The sequence below is a fragment of the Massilia niastensis DSM 21313 genome (assembly GCF_000382345.1).
Taxonomy (GTDB): Bacteria; Pseudomonadota; Gammaproteobacteria; order Burkholderiales; family Burkholderiaceae_D; genus Telluria; species Telluria niastensis.
Window position 1 is genome coordinate 26,857 of record NZ_KB908097.1, and the last position, 23,625, is coordinate 50,481.

At 68.7% G+C, this 23,625-nt stretch carries 19 protein-coding genes; 7 read left to right on the top strand and 12 right to left on the bottom strand.

All coding sequences use genetic code 11. The features are described 5' to 3' along the window. Positions 1-168: 168 nt before the first annotated feature. Positions 169-2,058 (top strand): flagellar assembly protein A, encoded by a 1,890-nt coding sequence (locus tag H162_RS0114280; RefSeq protein ID WP_229452077.1) that lies wholly within the window; start codon positions 169-171, stop codon positions 2,056-2,058. Positions 2,059-2,281: 223 nt separating this feature from the next. Beyond that, entirely contained in the window at positions 2,282-2,740 is a 459-nt protein-coding gene (locus H162_RS0114285) for a chemotaxis protein CheW (RefSeq protein WP_020654159.1), read from the top strand. A 30-nt stretch (positions 2,741-2,770) separates the two neighbouring features. Here H162_RS0114285 and H162_RS0114290 read toward each other — a convergent pair whose 3' ends face one another. The 7 genes from H162_RS0114290 to dapC form a co-directional block, all read right to left on the bottom strand. After that, entirely contained in the window at positions 2,771-4,750 is a 1,980-nt protein-coding gene (locus H162_RS0114290) for an ATP-binding cassette domain-containing protein (protein ID WP_020654160.1), read from the bottom strand. A gap of 43 nt (positions 4,751-4,793) precedes the next feature. Then, positions 4,794-5,687: a 50S ribosomal protein L3 N(5)-glutamine methyltransferase gene (gene prmB, locus H162_RS0114295; RefSeq protein WP_020654161.1), complete on the bottom strand. Its 894-nt coding sequence runs from the start codon at positions 5,685-5,687 to the stop codon at positions 4,794-4,796. A gap of 24 nt (positions 5,688-5,711) precedes the next feature. Further along, positions 5,712-6,848 carry a succinyl-diaminopimelate desuccinylase gene (gene dapE / locus H162_RS0114300; protein ID WP_020654162.1) on the bottom strand — a complete coding sequence of 379 codons (1,137 nt, stop codon included), beginning with the start codon at positions 6,846-6,848 and terminating at the stop codon, positions 5,712-5,714. Then, positions 6,845-7,204: an ArsC family reductase gene (locus tag H162_RS0114305; RefSeq protein WP_020654163.1), complete on the bottom strand. Its 360-nt coding sequence runs from the start codon at positions 7,202-7,204 to the stop codon at positions 6,845-6,847. The genes dapE and H162_RS0114305 overlap by 4 nt, the downstream gene beginning before the upstream one ends. A 373-nt stretch (positions 7,205-7,577) precedes the next feature. After that, positions 7,578-8,717, bottom strand: coding sequence for a PilT/PilU family type 4a pilus ATPase (locus H162_RS0114310; RefSeq protein WP_020654164.1), 1,140 nt, complete (start codon positions 8,715-8,717; stop codon positions 7,578-7,580). Positions 8,718-8,810: 93 nt separating this feature from the next. Next, a complete protein-coding gene (dapD, locus tag H162_RS0114315) occupies positions 8,811-9,638 on the bottom strand; it encodes a 2,3,4,5-tetrahydropyridine-2,6-dicarboxylate N-succinyltransferase (protein ID WP_020654165.1) in 828 nt (275 codons plus the stop codon). A 36-nt stretch (positions 9,639-9,674) separates the two neighbouring features. Then, on the bottom strand, positions 9,675-10,892 hold the full coding sequence (gene dapC, locus H162_RS0114320) for a succinyldiaminopimelate transaminase (RefSeq protein WP_020654166.1): 1,218 nt from the start codon (positions 10,890-10,892) through the stop codon (positions 9,675-9,677). A 121-nt stretch (positions 10,893-11,013) separates the two neighbouring features. Between dapC and H162_RS0114325 the strand changes: the two genes are divergently transcribed. Next, positions 11,014-11,778, top strand: a complete 765-nt coding sequence (locus H162_RS0114325; protein ID WP_020654167.1) for a YoaK family protein — start codon at positions 11,014-11,016, stop codon at positions 11,776-11,778. A 17-nt stretch (positions 11,779-11,795) separates the two neighbouring features. On the opposite strand, the gene H162_RS0114330 is transcribed toward H162_RS0114325, so the two are convergent. After that, on the bottom strand, positions 11,796-12,836 hold the full coding sequence (locus tag H162_RS0114330; protein ID WP_020654168.1) for an AraC family transcriptional regulator: 1,041 nt from the start codon (positions 12,834-12,836) through the stop codon (positions 11,796-11,798). A gap of 100 nt (positions 12,837-12,936) precedes the next feature. Here H162_RS0114330 and H162_RS0114335 point away from each other — a divergent pair, with 100 nt between their 5' ends. From H162_RS0114335 to H162_RS0114345, 3 genes are read left to right on the top strand one after another with little or no spacing between them, the layout of a single operon-like run. Further along, complete coding sequence (locus H162_RS0114335) at positions 12,937-14,532, top strand: FAD-binding oxidoreductase (RefSeq protein ID WP_020654169.1); 1,596 nt, start codon at positions 12,937-12,939, stop codon at positions 14,530-14,532. Beyond that, the gene (locus H162_RS0114340; protein WP_020654170.1) at positions 14,529-16,133 is read left to right on the top strand and encodes a glycerol-3-phosphate dehydrogenase/oxidase; all 1,605 of its coding nucleotides are present in this window, start codon (positions 14,529-14,531) and stop codon (positions 16,131-16,133) included. The genes H162_RS0114335 and H162_RS0114340 overlap by 4 nt, the downstream gene beginning before the upstream one ends. After that, positions 16,126-17,688 (top strand): FGGY-family carbohydrate kinase, encoded by a 1,563-nt coding sequence (locus H162_RS0114345; protein ID WP_020654171.1) that lies wholly within the window; start codon positions 16,126-16,128, stop codon positions 17,686-17,688. Before H162_RS0114340 ends, H162_RS0114345 begins: the two co-directional genes overlap by 8 nt. Here H162_RS0114345 and H162_RS0114350 read toward each other — a convergent pair. The 4 genes from H162_RS0114350 to H162_RS0114365 all read right to left on the bottom strand — a co-directional run bounded on the left by H162_RS0114350 (position 17,685) and on the right by H162_RS0114365 (position 22,052). Further along, positions 17,685-19,043, bottom strand: coding sequence for a diguanylate cyclase (locus H162_RS0114350; protein WP_020654172.1), 1,359 nt, complete (start codon positions 19,041-19,043; stop codon positions 17,685-17,687). The two genes, H162_RS0114345 and H162_RS0114350, sit on opposite strands and share 4 nt — an antisense overlap. Positions 19,044-19,238: 195 nt before the next feature. Beyond that, positions 19,239-20,432: an aminotransferase-like domain-containing protein gene (locus H162_RS0114355; protein ID WP_020654173.1), complete on the bottom strand. Its 1,194-nt coding sequence runs from the start codon at positions 20,430-20,432 to the stop codon at positions 19,239-19,241. 152 nt (positions 20,433-20,584) lie between these two features. Next, positions 20,585-21,046 carry a RidA family protein gene (locus H162_RS0114360; RefSeq protein WP_020654174.1) on the bottom strand — a complete coding sequence of 154 codons (462 nt, stop codon included), beginning with the start codon at positions 21,044-21,046 and terminating at the stop codon, positions 20,585-20,587. Between the two features lie 97 nt (positions 21,047-21,143). Next, a complete protein-coding gene (locus H162_RS0114365) occupies positions 21,144-22,052 on the bottom strand; it encodes a DMT family transporter (RefSeq protein ID WP_020654175.1) in 909 nt (302 codons plus the stop codon). 102 nt (positions 22,053-22,154) lie between these two features. Between H162_RS0114365 and H162_RS0114370 the strand changes: the two genes are divergently transcribed. Then, positions 22,155-23,564, top strand: coding sequence for an aminotransferase-like domain-containing protein (locus tag H162_RS0114370; protein WP_026354644.1), 1,410 nt, complete (start codon positions 22,155-22,157; stop codon positions 23,562-23,564). Positions 23,565-23,625: the final 61 nt, after the last annotated feature.

A 23,625-nucleotide genomic window follows, 5' to 3' on the forward strand; every position in this document is an offset into this window, starting at 1 on the left:
TGTCGTTGGCGCTGCCGGCGCCTGGCGACTTGTGTCGCATAAAAGTTTCAAAAAAAGAAAATATGTTGCAATATGTTTATTTAAATTGCGCAACATGTTACGCTTACATCAAGCTTACTGTTGGGATTGGCGGCCCGCCATTTCCCCCCAGCCTGATGGAGCGTGCACGTGACCGATCCCGCCGTAGAACCTGTCGTGCCCCTGCCGGCCGAGCGCTTCGCGCACGCCGGGCCCGAACATTGCATCGCCCAGCGCGAGGACGGCGTGTATGCCGATCCCCAGGTCGTGGGAACGACCCTGGTGGCGGCGGTCGACGCCATCCTGCAGGGCGGCAGCTATTTCGTCGGCGTCGATTATCCCGTCCTGATCAAGGCCTTGTACGGCCACGGTCCCGAGCTGCCGCGCAACGCTTCCGGCGCGACCGTGGTGCGCTTCGCCGCCAGCATCGCCCCGTTCGCGCCCGGGCGGCGCGCCCTGTACCGCGCGGTGAAGCTGGCCGACGGCCAGGCGGAGTACTATTTCGAACCGGTCTTCATGCCTGGTGCGGACGGGGTCGAACAGCCGACCCGGCTCGATGCCGATGAATTCCTGGCCGACCTGTGGACGAAGGGCGTCCGCTTCGGCGTCGACCTCGACGCGATCCGCCATGCCATCGTCTCCGGCGCGGCCGGGCGCTTCGTGGTCGGGCGCCGGCTGGCCCCGAGCCCCGGCGTCGATGCGCACGTGGTCGAGGTCTCGAACGACCTGCACCGCAGCGACGCGCCGCGCCAGCTCGCCAACGGCAAGCTCGACCTGATGAGCTTCCAGAACCGCTTCCCGCAGATCCACAAGGGCGAGCGCCTGCTGCGCAAGATTCCGCGCTCCCATGGCGCGCCGGGCTTCGAGCTGTCGGGCATTCCGGTCGCGCCCGCGGAGCCGGCCGACCTCGACCTGTCGAGCTACGTGGGCGAAGGCACCATGTCCCTGGAGTGCGCCGACGGCGAATTCCTGGTGGCGCAGCGGGACGGGTTCCTGGACGTCGACCCGGGCGTGGGCCGCATCGCGGTGACCGACAAGATCGTCAGCCGCGACGGTGTCAGCGCCAGGACCACGGGCAACCTGCAGTTGACCGCCGACTACGAGGAATTCGGCGAGGTGCAGGAGCAGCGCATCGTCGAAGGCGAGGGCGTCACGGTCCACGCGGATGTGTACGGCCACGTGGTCTCGCGTGGCGGCGCGATCCGCCTGAACCGCAACCTGGTGGGCGGCAGCGCGCGCAATGCCTGCGGGCCGATCGTGATCCTCGGGGTGGCCTCCGGCGCCGTGATCCAGACCGTGAACGGCGAAGTGAACGTGCAGCGCGCCGAGAACTGCGTGATCTCGGGCACCCGGGTCAGGGTCGAGCAGGCGATCAATTGCGAGATCCTGGCCGACGAGGTCGAGATCGCGCATGCCGAAGGCAGCGCGGTGGCCGGCCGGCGCGTGACGATCGGCTGCGCCGCGCCCAAGCGCCAGAGCGAGATGCGGGTGTTCGTGCTGCGCCCGGACTGCGCGCGCGTCGAGGAGGCGATCGGCCAGGTGGGCGCGCGCATCGCGCAGTTCGGCGCCCTGGCCGGACGCCACCGCGCCGCGCTCGAAGCGCTCAGCGGCCAGCCCGCGCTGCGCAAGTACCTGATGCTGGCGCGGCGCGTGCGCACGGGCGAACTGAAGCTCACCGCCGAGCAGGAGCCGCAGTTCCGGCGCATGGCGCAGGTCGTGGCGCCGGCGCTCAAGGAATTCGGCCGGCTGTCGCAGGAACTCAAGGGGCTCGAAGCCGAGCGGCAGGCCGGCGCCGCCCTCCTGGGGCGGCTCGAGGCCCAGCATGCCGAGCGCGTGGGCGCGGCCGGCGTCGCCATCGGCGCGATGCAAGGCGAGGTCCAGGTGCGGGCGCTGGACTATGAACCGGATGCCGGCGGCATGGTCGACCTGCCGGCGCGCGACATCAGGGAACGCCTGCGCGGGCCGCTCAGGTCCGAACTGCTGTTCGCCGGTGCGAGCGGCTCCTATCGCTGGGACGGCACGGCGGCGCAGGACGCCTAGCGCCGGACCTTCCTTCGACCGGTAGCCCGCCAGTTCGTGCGCATGGGTCGACCGCGTGTCCCGGGCGCGCACGCGGATGCGGGGCCGGCCTGCCGGGCCACCAGCCGGGCGATCGCGAAGAAGCCGGGCGGGCGCGGCCTCGCGGCGCCCATTGCTTGACGGCACGCAACCGTCGCCTTCGGCGGCGCCGGTACGATAGGCCTTGCCTTCGAAAGGATGCCCCATGGACACGCACCACACCGTGGCGCCGCTGGAATTCCTCAGCTTCAGCCTGGGCGGGATGGAGTATGGACTGGATTGTTCCAGGGTCCAGGAACTGAAGATGCTCAAGTCGCTCGAGCGCGTCGCGGCGGATGGCGGGATCATCGGCGGGGTGGCGCTGTCGCGCGGCGTGGTGCTGCCGGTGGTCGACCTGCGCGCCGGGGCCTGCCATCCGGCGGCGTCGGATCCGCATCTCGAAGTGATCATCCTGCGCCTGGCGGCCAGCCTGGTCGGGCTGGTGGTGGGGCGCGTGAACGATGTGGTGCGGCTGGGGCCGGACCAGGTGCGGCCGCCGGGATGTGGCGAAGGCGGGGAAGGGGCCGATTACCTGATCGGCATCGGCTGCATCGGGGCGCGCAGGCTGATTCTGGTCGACATCGAGCGCCTGATGTCGCTGGCGCCGGTGCGGCAGGCGGCCTAGCGTGGGCGGATTTCCCGCCCACGCCGGGAATCAGGCAGCCAATCCTTCGAGCTGCTCCTGCAGTTCCAGCCATTCCGACTCCAGCTGCTCCAGGTCGCGCACCGCAAACGCCTGGTCCGCCACCAGGGTCTTGAGGCGATCCTTGTTCCCGGCCTCGTAGATCTCCGGGTCGAGCAAACGGGCGTCGATCTCCGCCTTCTTCGTGTTCAGCTTGGCCATCTGCTCTTCGAGCCGCTTGATGCGGTTCTCGATCGGCTTCTTGATCGCGGCCACGCGCTGGCGTTCCTCGGCCTGCAGGCGCTTCTGTTCCCTGCGGTCGACCGGCGCCATGTCGGGCTGAGCCGCCGTGGCGGCCTTCGCCGGCGCGGGTGCGGGCAGGGTGTCGGTGCCCTTGCCCAGCTTGGTCTGGAACAGCCATTCCTTGTAGTCGTCCAGGTCGCCGTCGAAGGGCTGCAGTTTGCCGTCGGCGACGATGATGAACTGGTCGGTGGTGGCGCGCAGCAGGTGGCGATCGTGGGAGACCACCACCAGGGTGCCCTCGAACTGGGCCAGCGCCATGGTCAGCGCCTCGCGCGTTTCCAGGTCCAGGTGGTTGGTCGGTTCGTCCAGCAGCAGCAGGTTGGGGCGCTGCCACACGATCAGGGCCAGCGCCAAGCGCGCCTTTTCGCCGCCCGAGAAGGGCTTGATCGGGCTGGTCACCATGTCGCCCGGGAAGTTGAAGCTGCCGAGGAAGTTGCGCAGCTCCTGCTCGCGCACGTTCGGCGCCAGCTTCACCATGTGCCACAAGGGCGACTCGTCATGGCGCAGCATCTCGACCTGGTGCTGGGCGAAGTAGCCGATCGACAGGCCCTTGCCGAGGGTGGCGACGCCGTTCAAGGGGGCCAGTTCGCCGGCCACGGTCTTGATCAGGGTCGATTTACCCGCGCCGTTCACGCCCAGCAGGCCGATGCGCTGGCCGATCTGGAGCGAGAAATTGACGCGGTTGACGATGGTCTTGGCGCCCACCTTGTCGCCATGGCCATCCAGGATCGGATAGCCGGCATCGACGTCTTCCAGCACCAGCAGCGGATTCGGCGCGGCCAGCGGCTCGCGGAACTCGAACGAGAACTCGGCGGCGGCGCGCAGCGGCGCCAGTTCTTCCATCTTGGCCAGCATCTTGATCCGGCTCTGGGCCTGGCGCGCCTTGGTCGCCTGGGCCTTGAAGCGGTTGATATAGGATTCCAGGTGGGCGCGCTGGCGCTGCTGCTTTTCGATCGCGGAAGCGGCCAGCACCATCTGGGCGGCGCGCTGGCGCTCGAAGCCGGAGTAGTTGCCCGAGTAGCGCTTCAGCTTGCGCTCGTCGATGTGCACGATCACGTTGACGATCGCGTCGAGGAAGTCGCGGTCGTGCGAGATGATGATCAGGGTGCCCGGATAGCGCTTGAGCCAGTCCTCGAGCCAGATGATGGCGTCCAGGTCCAGGTGGTTGGTCGGTTCATCGAGCAGCAGCAGGTCGGAAGGGCACATCAGCGCCTGCGCCAGGTTCAGGCGCATGCGCCAGCCGCCCGAGAAGCTGGCCACCGGCTGCTTCATCTGGTCGAGCGAGAAGCCCAGGCCGATCAGCAGCTGCTCGCCGCGCGACTGCACCGTGTAGGCGTCGGCGTCGGCCAGGGCGCTGTGCAGCTCGCCCAGGCGCATGCCGTGGGCGTCCAGGTCCGGATGGGATTCCAGTTCCTCGAGCTCGGCCTGCAGGCGGCGCAGGTTGGCGTCGCCGTCGATCGCGTATTCCAGCGCCGGACGGTCGAGCGCCGGGGTCTCCTGGGCCACGTAGGCCATGCGCCACTTGGCGGGGAAGTCGATCTGGCCCTGGTCCGGATGCAGCTCGTTGCGCAGCATCGCGAACAGGCTCGACTTGCCGGCGCCGTTGGCGCCGATCAGGCCGATCTTGTCGCCGGGGTTGAGGGTCAAGTCGGCGTCCTCGAGCAGCGGCTTGGTGCCGCGCATCAGGCTGACGTTCTGGAATCGGATCATTGCAGGGCTATCGTAAAAACGGAAAAGTGAGGCTGGCTTGCGCTTACGCGGCTTGCAGCTGTTCGGCGGTGAGCAGGAACACCGCATCGTCGCCGATGCTGGTGGTGAGCCAGGTCAGGCCCAGGGCGCCGAAGGCCGCTTCCGCGTATTCGCGCTCGTTGCCGATCTCGACCACCAGCACGCCTTCCGGGGTCAGGCGCTGGGCGGCGCCGGAGATGATCTTGCGCACCAGGTCCATGCCGTCATCGCCGCCGGCCAGCGCGATCTGCGGCTCGCGCAGGTATTCCGGCGGCAGCTTGCGCATCGATTCCGCGTTCACGTACGGCGGATTGGTGATGATGAGGTCGTATTTCTTGAACGGCACGTTCTCGTACAGGTCGGACTCGATCGGGTTGACCCGGCCTTCCAGCTTGTATTCGCGGATGTTGTGCTCGGCCACGGCCAGCGCATCCTTCGAAATGTCGACCGCGTCGACCACCGCGTTCGGGAAGGCGTCGGCCATCATGATCGCCAGGCAACCGCTGCCGGTGCACAGTTCCAGCACGTTCTCGACGCCCTCGGCATCCGCGATCCAGGGGCTGAACAGTTGCGGAATCAGCTCGGCGATGAAGGAGCGCGGCACCAGCACGCGTTCGTCGACGTAGAAGTTGTAGCTGCCGAGCCAGGCTTCCCTGGTGATGTAGGCGGCCGGCACGCGCTCGTTGACGCGGCGTTCGATCACCGACAGCACCTGCAGCACTTCGTCGTTCAGCAGTTTGGCGTCGAGGAAGGGTTCCAGCTTGTCGAGCGGCAGCTTGAGGGTGTGCAGGATCAGGTAGGCCGCCTCGTCGAGGGCTTCGGCGCTGCCGTGGCCGAAGAACAGCTTGGCGCTGTTGAAGCGGGTGACGGCATAGCGCAGCAGGTCGCGCGGCGTGCTGAAAGGTGTGGTGGTAGTCATGGCCTTGTTCTCGTGTTGGTGGGCTCAGGCGGCCAGCAGGCGTTCCAGCGTGCGGCGGTAGATATTCTTCAGGGGATCGATGTAGCGCAGTTCGATGTGCTCGTCGATCTTGTGGATGCTGGCGTTCGGTGGGCCGAATTCTATCACTTGGGGGCAGATGCGGGCGATGAAGCGCCCGTCCGAGGTGCCGCCGGTGGTCGACAACTCGGCCTGCACGCCCAGTTCGTCATGGATCGCATCGCAGATCGCATCCGACAGGCTGCCTTTCGGCGTCAGGAAGGGCTGGCCGGACAGGGTCCAGCGCAGGTCGTAGTCGAGCTGGTGGCGGTCGAGGATCGCATGCACCCGCGCTTCCAGGCCGTCGGCGGTGCTGGCGGTCGAGAAGCGGAAGTTGAAGTCGATCGTCATGTGGCCCGGAATCACATTGGTGGCGCCGGTGCCGGCCTGGATGTTGGAGATTTGCCAACTGGTGGGCAGGTAGTATTCGTTGCCCTCGTCCCAGACTTCGGCGGCCAGCTCGGCCAGCGCCGGGGCGGCCTGGTGGATCGGATTGCGCGCCAGCTGCGGGTAGGCGATGTGGCCCTGCACGCCCTTGATGACCAGGTGGCCGGAGAGCGAGCCGCGGCGGCCGTTCTTGAGCATGTCGCCCAGCACGTGCGCGGAAGTCGGTTCGCCGACCAGGCAGTAATCCAGGGTCTCGCCGCGCTCTTCCAGGCGTTCGCAGACGACCACGGTGCCGTCCGTGGCCGGGCCTTCCTCGTCGCTGGTGATCAGGAAGGCGATCGAGCCCCGGTGGCCCGGGTGGGCGGCGATGAATTCCTCGCAGGCCACGACCATGGCCGCGATCGAGGTCTTCATGTCGGAGGCGCCGCGGCCGTACAGCTTGCCGTCGCGGTGGGTCGGCGCGAACGGCGCCGAGTGCCACTGGTCGAGCGGACCGGCCGGCACCACGTCGGTGTGGCCGGCGAACACGAATACGGGAGACTCGCTACCCTTGCGCGCCCACAGGTTGGTGACGCCGTTCGATTCGATGGTTTCGCACGTGAAGCCCAGCGGCGCGAGCAGCTCGATCAGGCGCTGCTGGCAGCCCTTGTCGTGCGGGGTGATGGAGTCGAGGGCGATCAGCTCTTCGGTGAGGAGCAGGGTGCGCGAGGGTTTCATGCGGCGCCGCCGAACTTGGACTGGTACTGGTCGGCGGAGAAGCCAACGCTCACCGGACCCACGCCTTCGAGCACCGGGCGCTTGATCACGGACGGGTTTTCCAGCATCAGTTCGAGCGCGCTGGCCTTGTCGACGATCTGCGTCTTGCGCTCGTCGCCCAGGTTACGCCAGGTCATGCCCTTGCGGTTGACCAGGACTTCCCAGTCGAGCTGGTCGAGCCAGCCCTGCACCAGTTCGCGCGTCAGGCCCTGTTTCTTGAAGTCATGGAAGGTGAAGTCGTGGCCGTTGTCGGCCAGCCAGGTGCGGGCTTTCTTGACGGTGTCGCAGTTGGGAATTCCGTAGAGGGTCGTTTTCATGGGCGTGGTCGGGCCTGCGGCGCAGGCCTTGCTGTTTTGAAAAGGCGCGAGAATAGCACGAGCTCCCGCAGGAGAATTGTACACAGATGGCTGAAGGCGGCTGGCCGCCTTGCAGATTTGAAAGCAAGCGGGAAGCGACGTTCAGGGTCAGATCTGTCATTCGGACACCCGTCACGCACCTTTGAGCTAAGTCGTCTCCCAATATTTTGGGTGAACACTTAAGCAGTGGCGCCAGCGGTGGAACGAGCTGGGGCTGGCGGTGCTGCGTGAGGAATTCGGCGCCGAGTTCACGATGAATCGCACGTGACTACTTAACATAGCTCAAAGGTGCCTCATGGGTGTCCGAATGACAGACCTGACCCTGAATTGCCGATCAGGAATTGAGCGTGAATTCGGTAAATGAGGCGCCTTGCTGCTCGGCAGGTTTCTGGTCGTCCTGCTGCGCCTGGCTTTCCGGCCCATTGTTGAGCAGCCAGAGCAGGTTGGTGGCCGAGTCGGCATTGGCCAGCGCTTCTTCCTGCGTGACGAGCCCATCCTTGACCAGCCTGAACAGTGCACTCTCGAAGGACTGCGAGCCCGGCGACAGGCTCTTGTCCATCGCTTCCTTGATCTGGCTGATCTCGCCCTTCTCGATCAGGTCGGCGACGTAGCGGGTGTTGAGCATGACCTCGACCGCGGCCTGGCGCGCGCCGGCGGCGGCGGATTTCACCAGGCGCTGCGAGACGATCGCCTTCACGCTCGAGGCCAGGTCCTGCAGCAGCGCCGTGCGGTTCTCGAGCGGGTAGAAACTGATGATGCGGTTCAGCGCGTTGTAGCTGTTGTTGGCGTGCAGGGTGGCCAGCACCAGGTGGCCCGACTGGGCGTAGGCCAGCGCCGCCGCCATGGTTTCCTTGTCGCGGATCTCGCCGATCAGGATGCAGTCGGGCGCCTGGCGCATCGAATTCTTCAGCGCGGTGGCGAAGCTGGTGGCGTCGCTGCCGATCTCGCGCTGGTTGACGATCGATTTCTTGTTCTTGAACAGGTACTCGATCGGGTCTTCCAGGGTCAGGATATGGCCGGTGCGCTGCTCGTTGCGGTGGTCCAGCATGGCGGCGATGGTGGTCGACTTGCCGGAGCCGGTGGCGCCGACGACCAGCAGCAGGCCGCGCTTTTCCATGATCAGCTCGGACAGCACGGTCGGCAGTCCCAGCTCGCCCAGCGGCGGGATATTCGCCGGCACGAAGCGGAACACGGCCGAGATCGAGCCGCGCTGGCGGAAGGCCGACAGGCGGAAGCGCCCGAGGTTGGGGACCGAGACTCCCATGTTGAGCTCATTCTCGCGTTCGAGGTCGGCCATCTGCTCCGGCGTGGCGATCTCGGACAGCAATGAATGGATGTTCTCGGGTTCGAGGCGATGCTGGTTGATCGGGATGAGGTTCCCGTTGATCTTGATGTGGACCGGCGAATTCACCGCGAAGAACATGTCGGAGGCGTTCTTCTCCTTCATCAGCTGGAACAGGCGGTCCATGGCCATGGCATCGTCTCCGTTATCGTTGTGATGTGTGCATGCGTCGAACGCGTGGACGGGAAGACCCGTCCACGCGTTCAGCCAACGGGGCGCAGCGGCTTAGTCGCCGCGCAGCAGTTCGTTGATGCCGGTCTTGGCGCGGGTCTGTGCGTCGACGCGCTTGACGATCACGGCGCAGTACAGGCTGTACTTGCCATCGGCCGAGGGCAGGCTGCCCGACACCACCACCGAACCCGAAGGCACGCGGCCGTAGGAGACTTCGCCGGTTTCGCGGTTGTAGATCTTGGTCGACTGGCCGATGTACACGCCCATCGAGATCACCGAGTTCTCTTCGACGATCACGCCTTCCACGATCTCGGAACGGGCGCCGATGAAGCAGTTGTCCTCGATGATGGTCGGATTGGCCTGCATCGGCTCCAGCACGCCGCCGATGCCCACGCCGCCCGACAGGTGGACGTTCTTGCCGATCTGCGCGCACGAACCCACGGTGGCCCAGGTGTCGACCATCGCGCCTTCATCGACGTAGGCGCCGATGTTGACGTAGGACGGCATCAGCACGACATTCTTGGCGATGAAGCTGCCGCGGCGGGCGACCGCCGGCGGCACCACGCGGAAGCCGCCGCGCGCGAAGTCTTCCGCGGTGTAGTCGGCGAACTTGGTCGGGACCTTGTCGTAGAACTGCATGCCGCCGCCGCCGGCGACCGGCACGTTGTTCTCGAGGCGGAAGGACAGCAGCACCGCCTTCTTGATCCACTGGTTCACAACCCAGCTGCCGGTGTCCTTCTGCGCGACGCGCAGGCTGCCGTCGTCAAGGCCGGCAAGGACGTGGGCGACCGCGTCGCGCACTTCTGCGCTGGCGCTGGACGGGCTGATCTCGGCGCGCTGTTCCCAGGCGGTGTCGATGATGGTTTGCAGTTGTTGGGTCATGGTGCGTTTTTCAGTTGGGGAGAATTCGGGAATGCCTTATTTGCTCAGGCTCTTGCAGAACTGGACGATGCGGTTCGCGGCTTCCAGCCCTTCGTCGACGCCGGCCACCAGGGCCATGCGGATACGGTTGCGCCCAGGATTGGCGCCGTGCGCTTCGCGTGCGAGGAAGCTGCCAGGCAGGACCGTGACATTATAGTCGGCGTACAGGCGCCGTGCGAACTCGGTGTCCGACAGCCCGGTGCGGCGCACGTCGGCCCACAGGTAGAAGGCGGCGTCGGGCAGCTCGACATCCATCACCTGCTTGAGCAGCGGGGTGATGAGCTTGAACTTTTCCTTGTACAGCGCACGGTTTTCCTGCACGTGGTGCTCGTCGTTCCAGGCCGCGATCGACGCCGCCTGCACCGGCGGCGACATCGCGCCGCCGCAATAGGTGCGGTACAGCAGGAACTTCTTCATCGCCACCGGATCGCCGGCCACGAAGCCGGAGCGCATGCCCGGCACGTTGGAGCGCTTCGACAGGCTGGAGAACACGATCAGGTTCCGGTAGGGACGCTCGCCCGCGCTGCGCCCGAGCTGGTGCGCCGCCTCGAGCGCGCCCAGCGGCGGGGTCGAATCGAAGTAGATCTCGGAATAGCACTCGTCGGCGGCGATCAGGAAGCCCCAGCGGTCGGCCAGTTCGAACAGCTGGCGCCAGTCGTCCAGGGTGAGCGTGGCGCCGGTCGGGTTGCCGGGCGAGCAGACGTAGAGCAGCTGCACGCGCGGCCACACGTCGTCCGGCACGCTGCCGTAGTCGCAGCCGAAGTTGCGCGCCGGGTCGGAATTCACGAACCAGGGCGCGGCGCCGGCCAGGTAGGCCGCGCCTTCGTAGATCTGGTAGAACGGGTTCGGGCACATCACCAGCGCATCGCGCGCCGAGCCGTCGACCACGCACTGCGCGATCGCGAACAGCGCCTCGCGCGAACCGTTCACCGGCATCACCATGGTCGCCGGGTCCAGCGCCGGGATGCCGTAGCGGCGTTCCAGCCAGCCGGCGATCGCCGCGCGCAGCGGCTCGCTGCCATGGGTGACCGGATAGCTGGACAGGCCGGCCATCGCGTGCATCAGCGCCTTTTCGATGAAAGCGGGCGTCGGATGCTTCGGCTCGCCGATGCCCAGGCTGATCGCCGGATAGGCGGCGTTCGGCGTGACTCCCGCAAACAGCTGGCGCAGTTTTTCGAACGGGTAGGGTTGGAGTTTGTCGAGGTGGGGGTTCACGGATAACCAGTTAGTGCTTTGCAATAATCTTTTATTATATCCCTTGCTGCGAGATCGCTGGGTTACGTTGCTAATGTGATTTGCAGTAACATAATGGCAAGCCAACCTGGAGTTCCATGCCGTGCCCATCCACTACGCGCGCAGCCTGACCGGACATGAGCGCACCCCCGGCGCCAACCGCCACCTGGGCATCGCGCTGGCCTTCGTCGCCGGCGCGCTCAACGCCGGCGGCTTTCTCGCGGTGCAGCAGTACACCTCCCACATGACGGGTCTCGTGTCCAGCGTCGCCGACCACCTGGTGCTGGGCGACTACGTGCTGGCGCTGGCGGCGCTGGGTGCGGTGCTCAGCTTCCTGCTCGGGGCGGCCTGCACCGCCGTGCTGGTGAACTACGTGCGCCGCCGCGGCCTGCTCAGCGCCTACGCGCTGCCCTTGCTGGTCGAAGCGGTGCTGCTGCTCGTCTTCGGCGTGCTGGGAGCGCGGCTGGCGACCATCGGCGGCCTGTTCGTGCCGCTGACCGTGATGCTGCTGTGCTTCACGATGGGACTGCAGAACGCCGTCATCACCAAGGTCTCGCACGCCGAAATCCGCACCACCCACATGACCGGCATCGTCACCGACATCGGCATCGAGCTGGGCAAGCTGTGTTACTGGAATGCGGACGGAGGACGGCGCCGGCCGAAGGTCCTGGCGAACCGTTCGCGCCTGGCGCTGCTGGTGTCGCTGCTGGGCGCCTTCCTGGTAGGCGGCATTGCGGGAACGCTCGGCTTCAGGCACCTGGGCTACGTGTCCACGGTGCCGCTGGCGGCGCTATTGTGCCTGCTGGCCATCGTGCCTGCGGTCGACGACGCGCTGCGGGTGCTGGCCCGGCAGGGAAAACAGCGCTGAGCATCGCCGCCCAAGACTCAGGCGGCCTGCTCGCGCCAGGCGCCCGGATTCATGCCGCTCCATTCGCGGAAGGCGTGCGTGAACGCGCTCTGCTCCTGGAAGCCGAGCATCATGGCGATGTCGGCCAGGCCGAGCTCGCGCCGCCGCAGGTAGTCCTGCGCCAGCCCGTAGCGTACCGCGTCGAGCACCTGCTGGAAGCTCGATCCGGCGCCGGCAAGCTTGCGCTGCAGGGTGCGCGCCGACATGCCGAGGTCTCCGGCCACGCCAGCCAGCCGCGCCTGGCCCTCCGGCAGCCGGCGCAGCAGCGCCGCGCGCACCAGGGTGGGCACGCCGCCGGCCTGCGCGGCGCGCTCCTCGAGCAGGCGTTCGGCATGCTGGCGCAGCACCGGATACAGGCTGGTGTCGGCGTTCGGCACCGGCATCGACAGCAGCGCGGGATCGAAGTGCGCCGTGTTGGCCGCCGCCCCGAACTCGGGCGCCAGCCCGAGCACGCGCCGGTATTCGCCGGCGCCGGCGCTGCTCCCGTGGGCGAACGCCATGCGGGTGGCCGTCAGCGGCCTGCCGGCCAGCCAGCTGCCGAATACGCGGATGCCCGCGAACACGCTTTCCACCAGGTGCCGGTTCGCTTCCGGATAATGGCTGTCCCAGGCATACACGGCGTCCCGGCCCTCGAGCGCGAGGCGGCTGCGTCCGAGGTCGTGCGCCAGCTGCTCGTAGCGCTGCGTCAGCTGCAGCGCCTGGCCGAAGTCCTTGCAGGCCAGGAGCACCATGCCATAGGCGCTGAAGGTCGCCGGCCGGACCTTTTCTCCCACGTGCAGGCCGAAATGCGGATCGTTCGCCAGCCGCGCGCCGGCGTCGAGCAGGGCGATGTAGGCGCGCGCAGGAAGCGCGTCAGGCAGGGGCGCGAGGAAGGAGGCGGGCAGGCCGGCGGCGGCGCACAGCCGGGCGGGTTCGACGCCCCGTTCCGCAGCGGCGTCCAGCAGCGGCTGCACGTAGGCGCCGGTGACCCGGCCGCAGTCGGAGAACGGGGCTGGCGTCTTGGAGCAATGCTGTGTCATGAAAGCGCAATACAGGGGAGGTAAGCCGGCTTAATCTGGCATGAATGGCAAGAGTCAGTATAACTGGAAACCAAGCTGTCAATAATCGGAAAACTCACGGATGCGGCGCTGGAACGGTTGGGGAGACGACACGGTCGAGGTGGAGCTGGAAGCGCATGCGCGCGGCTTCCTCGAACAACGGATAGGCAAGGGTACGGCGCCCATCGACGCCAGCTTCGAACAGGCCTGCGCGGCGCTGCCGCCCGGCCGGCTGCCGCCCCATCCCCTGGTCGACGCCGGCGCGGCCCAGCGCGTGCTGCATGCGCTCGGACAGAGCCTGCCCGACTGGCTGCGCCTGCGCCACGGGCACATCGGCGCGGCGCCCGACGGCGTCGCCTTCCCGGAATGCGCGCGCGAGGTGCGCGAGCTGCTGGAGTTCTCCGCCGCGCACGGCGCCGACGTGATCCCCCATGGCGGCGGCACCAGCGTCGCCGGCCACCTCGGCGCCGGCGCCGGCGGGCGTCCGGTGCTGAGCATCGACATGCGCCGCATGCGCGGGATGATCTCGCTCGACCACGAAGCCCGGCTGGCCAGCTTCGGCGCCGGCGTGACCGGTCCCGACCTGGAGGCGCAGCTGCGCGCCCACGGCTACACGCTGGGCCACTTCCCGCAATCCTTCGAATACTCGACCCTGGGCGGCTGGATCGCCACCCGTTCGTCGGGCCAGCAATCGCTGCGCTACGGTCGCATCGAACAGCTGTTCGCGGGCGGGCGGGTCGAGACCCCGTCCGGCATGCTCGAGATCCCGACCTTCCCGGCATCGAGCGCCGGCATCGACCTGCGCGAGATGGTGCTCGGCTCGGAAGGGCGGCTCGGCATCCTGACCCACGCCAGCGTGCGCATCAGCCGCCTGCCCGAACACGAGGCCTTCCACGCCGTGTTCTTCCCCAGCTGGCAGGAGGCGGCGCAGGCGGTGCGCGAGCTGGCCCAGGAGCGGCTGGCGCTGTCGATGCTGCGCCTGTCGAACCCCACCGAGACCGCCACCATGCTGGCGCTGGCCGGGCATGCGCGCCTGGTCGGCCTGCTCGGGCGCTATCTCGGCCTGCGCGGCTGCGGGGCCGGCAAGTGCATGCTGCTGGTCGGCGTGAGCGGCGCCAGGGCGCAGGCCCGGCAGGCCCTGCGCGCGGCGCTGGCGATCGCGCGCCGCCACCGCGGCGTGCACGCCGGACGCGGCCTGGGCGAGCGCTGGCGCAGCAACCGCTTCCGCAGCGTCTACCTGCGCAACGCGGCCTGGGCGCACGGCTATGCGATCGACACCGTCGAGACCGCGGTCGACTGGTCGCGCGTGACGCCGGCGATGGAATCCATCGAGCAGGCCGCGGCGCGCGCCCTGCAGGCCTTCGGCGAGCGGGTGCATGCCTATACCCACCTGTCGCACCTGTATCCGCAGGGCGCGAGCGTGTACTCGACCTTCGTGTTCCGGCTGGCCGGCGACTACCAGGCCGACCTGGCGCGCTGGCGCCAGCTGAAGGACCGGGTGTCGGACGCGATCGTCGCCTGCGGCGGCACCATCAGCCACCAGCACGGGATCGGCGTCGACCATGCCCCCTGGCTGGCGGCCGAGAAGGGCGAGCTGGGCCTGGGTGCGATGGATGCGCTGTTCCGCCACTTCGACCCCGAGCGGCGCATGAACCCGGGCAAGCTGGTGAGCGGATGAACGCGATCACGGCCCTCGACAGCGAGCTGCCGGCGCTGCTGGCGCGCGACTGGGACCTGCTGGTGGTCGGCGGCGGCATCACCGGCGCCGGCATCCTGCTCGAAGCGGCGCGGCGCGGCTTGCGCGCGCTGCTGGTCGAGCAGCGCGATTTCGCCTGGGGCACCTCGAGCCGTTCCTCGAAGCTGGTGCACGGCGGCCTGCGCTACCTGGCCGGCGGCCACCTGCGGCTGGCGCGCGAATCGGTGCGCGAGCGCGAAGCCCTGCTGCGCGAAGCGCCGGGGCTGGTGGAGCCGCAGGGCTTCGCCTTCGCCGACCATGGCGCCGGCCTGGGGCGGCGGCTCGGCTTCCTGGCGACGCTGCGCGTCTACGACCGGCTGGCGGGCCGCCGCGAGCCGCACTGGGAAAGCGCCGACGCCTTCGCGATGCTGGCTCCCAACGTGCGGCGCGAGGCGCTGGCGGGCGGCATCCGCTACACCGACGCCAAGACCGACGACGCGCGCCTGGTGCTGCGGGTGCTGGACGAGGCGCGCGCGAACGGCGCGGCGACGCTGAACTACATGGCGGTCGGCGCGCTGCTGCGCGACGGCGGACGGGTCGCGGGCGCGCGCCTGCGCGACCTGCGCACCGGCGCCGGCCACGCGGTGCGTGCGCGCATCGTGGTGAACGCCTCCGGCGCCTGGGCCGGGGCGCTGGCGGGGCAGGGGCCGGCGCCGCGCCTGCGTCCGCTGCGCGGCAGCCACCTGGTATTGCCGTCCTGGCGCCTGCCGCTGGCGCAGGCGATCAGCCTGATGCACCCCGAGGATGGCCGGCCGGTGTTCGCCTTTCCGTGGGAAGGCGTGACCCTGGTGGGCACCACCGATGTCGACCATGCGGACCACCTGGACGGCGAGGCGCGCATCACGCGCGCCGAATTCGACTACCTGATGGCGGCGCTGCGCGACCAGTTCCCGCAACTGGGGCTGGGCGAGGCCGACGTGCTGGCCACCTATGCAGGCGTGCGGCCGGTGATCGACGGCGGCGGCGCGGTGGCGCCGTCGAAGGCGGGACGCGAGCACCTGGTCTGGTCCGAGCCGGGCCTGGTGTCGGTCACCGGCGGCAAGCTGACCACCTTCCGCGCGATCGCCCTCGATACCCTGCGCCACTGCGCGCGCCAGCTGCCCGGCTGGCAGGCGGACCTTGCGCCGCTGCCGGTGTTCGCGCCGGCGCCGCCGCCGCGCCGGCGCGGGCTGGACGAGGCCGTCCTGCGGCGCCTGGCGGGCCGCCACGGCCGCCATGCCCAGGTCCTGCTCGACGCCGCCCGCGACGACGAACTCGACATCGTGCCCGGCACGCTCACCTTGTGGGCCGAGCTGCGCTGGGCCGCGCGCAGCGAGCAGGTGGCCTGGCTCGAAGACCTGCTGCTGCGCCGCACCCGGCTCGGCATCCAGCTGCGCGACGGCGGCGCGGCGCTGATGCCGCGCATCCGCGCGATCTGCCAGCCGGAGCTGGGCTGGGACGATGCCCACTGGCTGTCCGAGCAGGCCGCCTACGTGGCGCTCTGGCGCAGCCACTACAGCGTGCCGTCCCGGCCGCGCCCGGAGCACGACCGGCGCCATGCATGACCCCCTGATCCTGGCCATCGACAACGGCACCCAGAGCGTGCGCGCGCTGCTGTTCGACCTGCGCGGCGAGATCGTCGCCAAATCGCAGGTGCCGCTGCAGGCGTATTACTCACTGCATCCCGGCTGGGCCGAGCACGACGCCGACGGCTACTGGGACGCGGTGTGCGAAGCCTGCCGCCGGCTGTGGGACCTGCCCGGCGCCGACCGGGCGCGGCTGGCCGGCGTGGCCGTCACCACCCAGCGCGGCACCGTCATCAACCTCGGCGGCGACGGCAGGCCGCTGCGGCCCGCGATCACCTGGCTCGACCAGCGCCGCACCGACCAGGTGCCGCCCATCGGCCCGCTGTGGCGCGCGGCCTTCCGGCTGGCGCGGGTGGCGGACACGATCGACGTCCTGCGCGGCGAGGCCGAGATCAACTGGATCCGCGCGCACCAGCCCGACATCTGGCGGGCGACCGACAAGTTCCTGCTGCTGTCGGGCTACCTGAACTACCGGCTGTGCGGGCGCTTCGTCGATTCGTCCGGCTCGCAGGTGGCCTACCTGCCGTTCGACTACCGGCGCCTGCGCTGGGCCGGCCGCCGCGACTGGAAGTGGCAGGCGCTGGCGGTCGAGCCGCGCATGCTGCCCGAGCTGGTCGAGCCGGGCGCGCGCATGGGCGCGGTCACGGCCGAGGCGGCGCTGGCCACCGGGATTCCCGAAGGGCTGCCGCTGCTGGCCGCCGCCGCCGACAAGGCCTGCGAGGTCATCGGCGCCGGCTGCCGCGAGCCGCATGTCGGCTGCCTGAGCTACGGCACCACCGCGACCATCAACACGACCTCCACCCGCTATGTCGAGGTGACGCCCTTCGTGCCGCCGTATCCGGCCGCGATCCCCGGCGCCTACAGCACCGAGGTGCAGGTGTTCAGGGGCTACTGGATGGTCAGCTGGTTCAAGGAGCAGTTCGGCCACCACGAGCAGTCGCGCGCGCTGCTCGAGGACGTCGCGCCCGAGCAGCTGTTCGACGAGCTGGCCAATGCGGTGCCGCCCGGCGCGATGGGACTGATGCTGCAGCCCTACTGGACCCCGGGCATCCGCGTGCCCGGGCGCGAAGCCAAGGGCGCCATCATCGGCTTCGGCGACGTGCATACGCGCGCCCACGTCTACCGCGCCATCCTGGAGGGGCTGGCGTATGCGCTGCGCGAGGGGAAGGAAAGGATAGAGAAGAGCAGCGGAGTGTGCATCACCGAACTGCGCGTCTCGGGCGGCGGCTCGCAGAGCGACGCGGCGATGCAGCTGACGGCCGACATCTTCGGCTTGCCGACGTCGCGCCCGCACGTGTACGAGACTTCCGGGCTGGGGGCGGCGATCGACGCGGCGGTGGGACTGGGGCTGTATCCGGACTTCGGCGCCGCGGTGCAGGCGATGACGCGGGTGGGGAAGGTGTTCCACCCGGTTGCGGCGAACCGGGCGATCTACGAGCGCCTGTACCGCGAGGTCTACCTGAAGATGTACCGGCGCCTGCAGCCGATGTACCGCGATATCGCGCGCATCACCGGCTATCCGGGACAGGCCTAGAGCGCAAGCGCATCGCGCATCGCTTCCCAGGCCGCGCCGACGCGCACCGCCGCCACCCGGTTGCGCCCGCCCGACTTGGCCTCGTACATCGCGCGGTCGGCGGCAATGAAGAACCCGCGCAGCTCGTCGAACAGGGTCGGCACGATGGTCGCCACACCCACGCTGACCGTGACCACGTTCGAGGTCGTGGCGCGCGGATTCGTCATCCCCAGCCGTTCCACGTGCGCCCGGATCGCCTCGCCCAGCAGGGCCGCGCCATCGTGGGCGGTGTCGGCCAGCAGCACCACGAATTCCTCGCCGCCGTAGCGCGCCGCCAGGTCGGTCGGGCGCAGCGCGTGCTCCTGCAGGGCGTCGGCGATGGCCTGCAGGCACAGGTCGCCGGCCGCGTGGCCCAGGCTGTCGTTGTAGCCCTTGAAGTGGTCGACGTCGAGCACGATCAGCGACAGCGGCTGGCCGCTGCGGATGGCGCGCTGCCATTCCTTGTCGAGCGTGGCGTCGAAGTGGCGGCGGTTGGCGATGCGGGTGAGCGGATCGGCCAGCGCGGCGAGCTGCAGCGCCGATTCGGACTGCTTGTGGTGGGTGATGTCGTGCAGCAGCACGACGAACAGCGGCTCGCCGCCCACCATCGGGGTCAGGTTCAGGTCCATCGCGCGCAAGGAGCCGTCGCGCTGGACCAGCAGCACTTCGCGCGTGCCGCGGCAGCGCGCGGCCCGTTCCGGGTCGTCCCGGTGGGCGAAATAGGCGGCGTAGTCGTGGGCGTCCGGCGCCGCCAGCAGCTCGGCCAGGGGCGTGCCGGACAAATCTCCGCCGGCGGCCGCCAGCTGGCGCGCGCAGGCCGGGTTGGCGTAGACGATGCGGCCGTCCAGGCCGACCAGCATCAGGCCCTCGTCCATGCCTTCGACGATCATCTGCAGGCGCTCGGCGTGCTGCTTCTGGTTCTCGCTGCTGCTGCGCAGGCGCAGCTGGGCGCGCACGCGCACGCAGACCTCGGCCATGCGCACCGGCTTGGGGATGTAGTCGGCCGCGCCGATGTCGAAGCCGGCCACGATGTCGTCGGTTTCGCCGCAGGCGCTGATGAAGATGATGGGGATGTGGGCGGTGTCGGCCTGCCCCTTCAGGCGGCGGCAGATCTCGAGTCCGTCCAGGTCGGGCAGGATGACGTCGAGCAGGATCAGGTCGGGCTGGACGCGCGCGGCGATGTCGAGCGTACGCTTGCCGGTGGTGGCGACAAAGGTCTGGTAGCCCTGTTGGCGCATGGTTTCCTGCAGCATTCCAAGGCTGTCGGGAGCGTCGTCGACAATCAGGATCGCGGGCTGGCGCGGCGGAGTGGCGAACGCGAGGGCAGGGTGAATCATGGGTCGCTGGCATGGCCTCATCGGTGACGCCGGAATCATACCCCCAATGTCATCCCCTGGGGCAACTTTTGTTGCCCTTTATCCATGATCACCGTGTTTGTTGTTTGCCTACAACCAAGAGTTACAAGTCCGTGACAGCGATGCGGCGGCAGCCATGCGCCCCTGGCGGGACGCGGATGCCGCCGCGCCTGCAGCTTACAGCATGTCGGCGATCAGCTTGCCGAGGATGGCGATGCCTTCACGGATGCGTTCCGGCGGCACGGTCACGAAGGACAGGCGCAGGGTGTTGGTTTCCGGCTCGTTCGCGTAGAACGGCGCGCCCGGCACGAAGGCCACGCGCGCGGCCAGCGACTGGTCGAGCAGCTTCATGGCGTCGATCTGCTTCGGCAGGGTGACCCAGATGAACATGCCGCCTTCCGGACGGGTCCAGCTCACGCCGGCCGGGAAGTGCTCGCCCATCGCGTCGAGCATCACCTGGCACTGGTCGCCGTACAGCTTGCGGATGGTCGGGATGTGCTGGTCGAGGAAGCCGTCCTTGACCACTTCGTGCACCACCATCTGGGTCAGCTGGGCGGTGTGCAGGTCGGCGGCCTGCTTGGCCAGCTCGAGGCGGCGCACCAGCGGCAGCGGGGCGCACACGTAGCCGAGGCGGATGCCCGGGGTCAGCACCTTGGAGAAGGAACCCATGTAGATCACGCCGTCCGGGTTCATGGCGACCATCTTCGGCTTCGGCTCGCCCTTGTAGCTCAGGGCGCCGTAGGGATCGTCCTCGATCAGCGGCAGGCCCAGGCGCGCGCAGGTTTCCACCAGCTCCAGGCGGCGCTCCAGCGACAGGCTGCGGCCGGTCGGGTTCTGGAAGTTCGGCAGCGAGTACAGCAGGCGCGCGCCCTTGGCCACGCCTTCGATCGACGACGGCACCAGGCCGTGTTCGTCGGTGTCGACCGACTTGAAGTCGGGACGGTAGACCGAGAACGCCTGCAGCGCGCCCAGGTAGCTCGGGGTCTCGACCAGCACGCGGCTGCCTTCGTCGATCAGCACCTTGCCCAGCAGGTCGAGCGCCTGCTGCGAGCCCGAGGTCATCAGGATCTGTTCAGGCAGGATTTTGCTGCCTTCCGTGGACAGCGAATTGGCGATCCATTCCCGCAGCGGGGCATAGCCATCGGTCGGGCCGTATTGCAGCGCGACTTTGCCGGTCTCGGTCAGCACCTTGTCGAACGCGGCCTTCATGCGTTCGACCGGGAAGGTGGCGGGCGAGGGCAGGCCACCGGCGAAGGAAATGATTTCCGGACGCTGGGTGATCTTCAGGATCTCGCGGATGAACGAGCTTTGCAGCTGCTCGGCGCGTTCCGAGAACTGCCACTGGATGGGGTTTGGATTTTCAATTTTCATTACTGATCTCACAGGCTCACATGAAGGGACCGCAGGTTATGCCGGACCATTATAAAGCACGCCGGGTAGGCGGCTTCTCCAGGGCCGGGCCGGATAAGCCCAGCCCGCTAGGGACCTGTCCCGGCAGGCGGGACAGGTTCAAGGGGTGACTCTTAGGCTACTTCAACAATCATCTCGATCTCGACGCAGGCGCCGCGCGGGAGCGACGCCACGCCGAAGGCCGAGCGGGCGTGCTTGCCGGCATCGCCGAACACCTCGCCCAGCAGTTCCGAGCAGCCGTTGGTGACCAGGTGCTGCTCGTTGTAGTCCGGGGTCGAGGCGACCAGGCTCATCACCTTGACGATGCGCTTGACGCGGGCCAGGTCGCCGCCCACGGCTTCCTGCAGGGTGCCGATCAGGTCGATCGCGACCGAGCGCGCGGCGGCCTGGCCGTCGGCGGTGGTCTTGTCCTTGCCCAGGATGCCGGTGTTCGGGGTGCCGTCGGCGTTCTTCGAAATATGGCCCGAGAGGAACACGAGGTTACCGGTCTGTACGTACATGACGTAGGCGGCGACCGGCGCGGCCGGTGCGGCCAGGGTGATGTTCAGTTCTTTGAGTTTGTCGTAGACGGACATGGTTTTTTAGCGTTGCGGTGGGTGAAACCGATATTGTACGTCGTGCCTGAGCCGCTGCACATCGTTTTGCCGGGGTTGCCGGGATGGCGGCGCGAGCTCAGCGGCGCACCCCCATGCGGCGTCCCAGGAACACGACGCCGATCACGGCCAGCGCGAACAGGCAGTTCGCCAGGCTCAGTGCTTCGCCCAGCAGGACGGCGGCGCCCGCCAGGCTCAGGAAAGGCTGGACCAGCTGCACCTGCCCGACCCGGGCCACGCCGCCCAGCGCCATTCCGCGGTACCAGAAAAAGAATCCGATGAACATCGAGAACACGGTGACATAGCCGAAGCCGGTCCAGGCGAGCGCGCCGACCTGGGCCAGGGCGCCGATGTGCGGCCCGTCCAGCCACAGCAGCAGCGCGACCACCGGGCTGGACAACACCAGCGCCCAGCAGATGACTTCCTGCCCGCCCATCGTGCGCGACAGCCGGCCGCCTTCGGCATACCCGACCGCCCCGACGGCGACGGCGCCGAACATCAGCAGGTCGGCCAGGTGCAGCGTGCCGCCGCTCTGCAGCAGCGCGAAGGCGGCCACCAGCGACGAGCCCAGCAGGGCCATCCACCAGAAGCCGCGCGAGGGACGCTCGTGGCCGCGCAGGGCGGCGTAGAGCGCCGTCGCCAGCGGCAGCACGCCGACCAGCACCGCGCCATGGGAGGCGGGCAGGGTGCGCAGGGCGATCGAGGTCAGCAGCGGGAAGCCGACGATGCAGCCGGCCGCCACCACGGCCAGCGGCCACAGGGCGCTGCGCGGCGGCAGGGCGGCCCGTTTCCAGGCCAGCCACGCGGCCGCCAGCAGGGACGCGCCCAGCGCCCGGCCCAGCGCCACGAACAGCGGATCGAGCTCGGCCACGGCCATGCGGGTGAACGGGATGGTCAGGCTGAAGATGGCCACGCCCGCCAGGCCGAGCAGCATCCCGCGCGTCTCGTCGAGCGCCACGGGGACGGAAGGGCAGGTGGCGGCGGTCATGGTTTCCCCTTGATGTCTGTTGGATGAAGGTCTATGCTAGCGCGGTGTCCCAGTACAGTCCCAATACACTTCGGCACATACTTTCTGAACTGTGATGGTGAAATGACCAATACGCCTTTGCCCTTGTTGCTGACGCGCGAATCGGGCGAGCCGCTGGCCGACCAGATCGTGCGCTCGGTCGCCGCCCGCATCGACGAGCGCCTGCTGCGTCCCGGCGCGCGCATGCCCTCGATCCGCCAGTTCGCCAGCATCCACGGGGTCTCGGCGTTCACGGTGGTGGCCGGCTACGACCGGCTGGTGGCCCAGGGCTACCTCGAATCGCGGCGCGGCGCCGGATTCTTCGTGCGCGAGCGCAGCGTACCCGAGCCGCAGCGCGCGCCGGCGGCCAGGGAAGTCCCGGCGCCAAGCAGCCTCGATGTCGCCTGGCTGGTCCGCAGCATGTTCCGCCAGGCGCCGATGCACCTGTCCCCGGGTACCGGGGTGCTGCCGCCCGACTGGCTGGACGGCCCGGCGGTCGCCAATGCGCTACGCGCGCTGAGCCGCCAGAACAGCGACAGCCTGCTGAACTACGGCACGCCGCAAGGCTTCCTGCCGCTGCGCCAGCAGCTCCAGCTCAAGCTGGCGGAAAGCGAGATCGACGCCGCGCCGGAACAGCTGGTCACCACGCTCGGCGTGTCGCAGGCGCTGGACCTGGTGGCGCGCGAATTCTGCCAGCCGGGCGACACGGTGCTGGTCGACGATCCGGCCTGGTTCCTGATGTTCGGCTCCTTCGCCGCGATGGGCCTGAACGTGGTCGGCGTGCGCCGCCTGGCCGACGGGCCCGACATCGCCCAGCTGGCGCAACTGGCCGAACTGCACCGGCCGCGCCTGTTCGTGATCAACTCGGTGCTGCACAATCCCAGCTCGACCTCGGTGTCGGCGGCCAAGGCCTTCCAGGTGCTGCGCCTGGCCGAGCAGCACGGCTTCACCGTGGTCGAGGACGACATCTACAGCGACCTGCACCCGGGCGGCGCCACCCGCCTGGCGGCGCTCGACGGGCTGCAGCGGGTGATCTACCTGGGCGGGTTCTCGAAATCGATGGCGGCCAACCTGCGGGTCGGCTACATCGCCGCCTCGCGCGAACGGGCCCAGCGCCTGGCCGACCGCAAGATGCTGGCCACCCTCACCACCAGCGACATCGGCGAGCGCGTCGTCTACAAGATCCTGCTCGAGGGCCACTACCGCAAGCACCTGGACCGCATCCGCACCCGGCTGGACGCGCTGCGGCCGCGCGCGCTGCGCCGCCTGGAGGCGCTCGGGATGCGCCCGGTTCCGGCGCCGGCGGCGGGCATGTTCGTCTGGGTCGACGCCGGGCGCGACACCAACCTGCTGGCGGCGCGCGCCATGCAGGAAGACCTGCTGCTGGCGCCCGGCAGCCTGTTCTCGCCGAACCAGCTGCCGTCGACCTTCATGCGCGTCAACGTGGCGGCGCTGCAGGACGAGGGCGTGTGGCGTTTCCTGGAGCGAGCCTGAGGCGCCGGTCCAGTGCGGGGCCGAAGCTGGCGCCTATCAAGTTCGACTACTTCATTTGAAA

What these genes read in the sequence shown, in the direction of transcription:
- H162_RS0114355 (WP_020654173.1), bottom strand. Translation starts at nt 20,432, where the DNA reads ATGAAAATTGAAAATCCAAACCCCATCCAGTGGCAGTTCTCGGAACGC.
- H162_RS0114345 (WP_020654171.1), top strand. Translation starts at nt 16,126, where the DNA reads ATGCATGACCCCCTGATCCTGGCCATCGACAACGGCACCCAGAGCGTG.
- dapD (WP_020654165.1), bottom strand. Translation starts at nt 9,638, where the DNA reads ATGACCCAACAACTGCAAACCATCATCGACACCGCCTGGGAACAGCGC.
- H162_RS0114305 (WP_020654163.1), bottom strand. Translation starts at nt 7,204, where the DNA reads ATGAAAACGACCCTCTACGGAATTCCCAACTGCGACACCGTCAAGAAA.
- H162_RS0114340 (WP_020654170.1), top strand. Translation starts at nt 14,529, where the DNA reads ATGAACGCGATCACGGCCCTCGACAGCGAGCTGCCGGCGCTGCTGGCG.
- H162_RS0114335 (WP_020654169.1), top strand. Translation starts at nt 12,937, where the DNA reads ATGCGGCGCTGGAACGGTTGGGGAGACGACACGGTCGAGGTGGAGCTG.
- H162_RS0114360 (WP_020654174.1), bottom strand. Translation starts at nt 21,046, where the DNA reads ATGTCCGTCTACGACAAACTCAAAGAACTGAACATCACCCTGGCCGCA.
- H162_RS0114330 (WP_020654168.1), bottom strand. Translation starts at nt 12,836, where the DNA reads ATGACACAGCATTGCTCCAAGACGCCAGCCCCGTTCTCCGACTGCGGC.
- H162_RS0114370 (WP_026354644.1), top strand. Translation starts at nt 22,155, where the DNA reads ATGACCAATACGCCTTTGCCCTTGTTGCTGACGCGCGAATCGGGCGAG.
- H162_RS0114290 (WP_020654160.1), bottom strand. Translation starts at nt 4,750, where the DNA reads ATGATCCGATTCCAGAACGTCAGCCTGATGCGCGGCACCAAGCCGCTG.
- prmB (WP_020654161.1), bottom strand. Translation starts at nt 5,687, where the DNA reads ATGACTACCACCACACCTTTCAGCACGCCGCGCGACCTGCTGCGCTAT.
- H162_RS0114310 (WP_020654164.1), bottom strand. Translation starts at nt 8,717, where the DNA reads ATGGCCATGGACCGCCTGTTCCAGCTGATGAAGGAGAAGAACGCCTCC.
- dapE (WP_020654162.1), bottom strand. Translation starts at nt 6,848, where the DNA reads ATGAAACCCTCGCGCACCCTGCTCCTCACCGAAGAGCTGATCGCCCTC.
- H162_RS0114285 (WP_020654159.1), top strand. Translation starts at nt 2,282, where the DNA reads ATGGACACGCACCACACCGTGGCGCCGCTGGAATTCCTCAGCTTCAGC.
- H162_RS0114365 (WP_020654175.1), bottom strand. Translation starts at nt 22,052, where the DNA reads ATGACCGCCGCCACCTGCCCTTCCGTCCCCGTGGCGCTCGACGAGACG.
- H162_RS0114350 (WP_020654172.1), bottom strand. Translation starts at nt 19,043, where the DNA reads ATGATTCACCCTGCCCTCGCGTTCGCCACTCCGCCGCGCCAGCCCGCG.